The organism is Thiomonas sp. SCN 64-16, assembly GCF_001725585.1.
Lineage (GTDB): Bacteria > Pseudomonadota > Gammaproteobacteria > Burkholderiales > Burkholderiaceae_C > Thiomonas > Thiomonas arsenitoxydans.
Map to the genome: position 1 here is coordinate 1 of NZ_MEGQ01000086.1, position 2067 is coordinate 2067.

The 2067-nt window shown below is 69.7% G+C and carries 1 pseudogene; it reads left to right on the forward strand.

Going from position 1 to position 2067, the window contains the following annotated elements:
* A pseudogene (locus ABT24_RS15300) lies at window positions 1–2067 on the forward strand (excinuclease ABC subunit UvrA); the annotation flags it as partial.

Consider the following 2067-nt stretch of genomic DNA (forward strand, 5'->3'; position numbering starts at 1 on the left):
GGCGGGCGGCGCCATGCAGACCGGCGCACCCTATGCCGGCACACCGCACATGGCTGCGCTACCCGCCGCCGCGGCGCTGCCCGCTGCTGCCTCGATGCCGGCCGGCCGCTACACCGTACCGCCCGCCACCGTGCTCGAAGCCCGCGAGCCCGACACCGGCCGTTCACTGCAGAGCGCCCTGCGCGACCGCGCCCGCACGTCGATCTTCGTGCACAACGCGCGCGAGCACAATCTGAAGAACATCGACGTCGAGGTGCCGCGCGACAAGCTCACGGTGATCACCGGCGTGTCGGGCTCGGGCAAATCCACGCTCGCCTTCGACGTGATCTTCGGCGAAGGCCAGCGCCGCTATCTGGAATCGCTGAACGCCTATGCGCGGCAGTTCGTGCAGCCGGCCTCGCGGCCCGACGTCGACGGTGTGTTCGGCATCCCGCCCACGGTGGCGATCGAGCAGCGCACCAGCCGCGGCGGCCGCAAGAGCACGGTGGCCACGCTGACCGAGATCTATCACTTCCTGCGGCTGCTGTACGTCAAGCTCGGCACTCAGTATTGCCCGAAGTGCAACGTGCGCATCGAACCGCAGTCGTTCGACGCGATCGCCGCGCGCATTCTGCGCGACTATCGCGGCTGCCACATCGGTCTGCTGGCACCGCTGGTGGTCAGCCGCAAAGGCGTCTACACCGATCTGGCCAAGTGGGCCAAGGCCAAGGGCTTCAGCCATCTGCGCGTCGACGGCCAGTTCCTACCGACGAACAAGTTTCCGCGCATCGATCGCTACGTCGAGCACAACATCGAGCTGCCGGTGGCCTCGCTGCGCGTCGACGCCGCCGACGAAGCCGGCCTGCGCGCGGCCTTGCAGCAGGCGCTCGACTACGGCAAGGGCCTGGTCATGGTGGCCGCTCCGCTCGACGGCCTGCACGCCGCCAGCCAACGCGGCGACGAACAGGCTTATCAAGACGCCTGCGGCAAGATCGAAACGCGGCTGTTCTCGACCAAGCGCGCCTGCGCCTCCTGCGGCACCAGCTTCGCCGAGCTCGACCCTCGGCTGTTCTCGTTCAACTCGAAGATCGGCTGGTGCCCATCGTGCATCGGCACCGGCGTCGAGCTGCCCTACGTGCCGAAGGTGAACGAGCAGAACCGCTCCGACGAAGACAGCTCGACCGAATCGATCGGCGCGCTGGCCGAGCGCCTGGCCGACCAGCAGGCGACGCAGGCCGCAGCCGAGGCCGCCAAGGCCGGCGAGGCGGTCGGCACCGCGATCGCCGACACGCCCTGTCAGCGGCCGCGAGGCCGAGATCGCACGCGACCTGCTCACCGAGATCCAATCGCGGCTGCGCTTTCTCGGCGACGTCGGCCTGGGCTACCTGACGCTGGAACGCAGCGCACCCACGCTGTCGGGCGGCGAGGCGCAGCGCATCCGGCTGGCCGCGCAACTGGGCTCGAACCTGCAAGGCGTGTGCTACGTGCTCGACGAACCCACCATCGGCCTGCACCCGCACGACAACCTGGTGCTGCTCGATACGCTCGAAGCGCTGCGCGACAAGGGCAACACGCTCCTGGTGGTCGAGCACGACGAAGACACGATTCGCCGCGCCGACCACGTCATCGACATCGGCCCCGGCGCCGGCAAGCTGGGCGGCCGTATCATCGCCACCGGCGACCACGCCGAGCTGGCCCGCCACCCCGACAGCCTCACCGGCCGCTTCCTGGCGCAGCCGCTGCCGCACCCGCTGGTGCCGCCGCGCGTCACCGCGCCCGGCCAGCCCGGGCTGCAATGGCTGAGGCTCGAAGGTGCGCACTTGCACAACCTGGCTCAGATAAACACGCAGGTGCCGCTGCGCCGCATGACCGTCGTCACCGGCGTGTCGGGCTCGGGCAAATCGACGCTGGCGCGCGACGTGCTGCTGGCCAACGTAGCCGGTCTGGTGTCGTCGCGCCAGCAGCGCAAGCCGACGCCGGCGCTGGTCGGCATCGATGCCATCCATGGCTGGGAACCGATCACGCGCGTGCTCGAAGTCGACCAGACGCCGATCGGCAAGACGCCGCGCTCGTGCCCGGCCACCTACG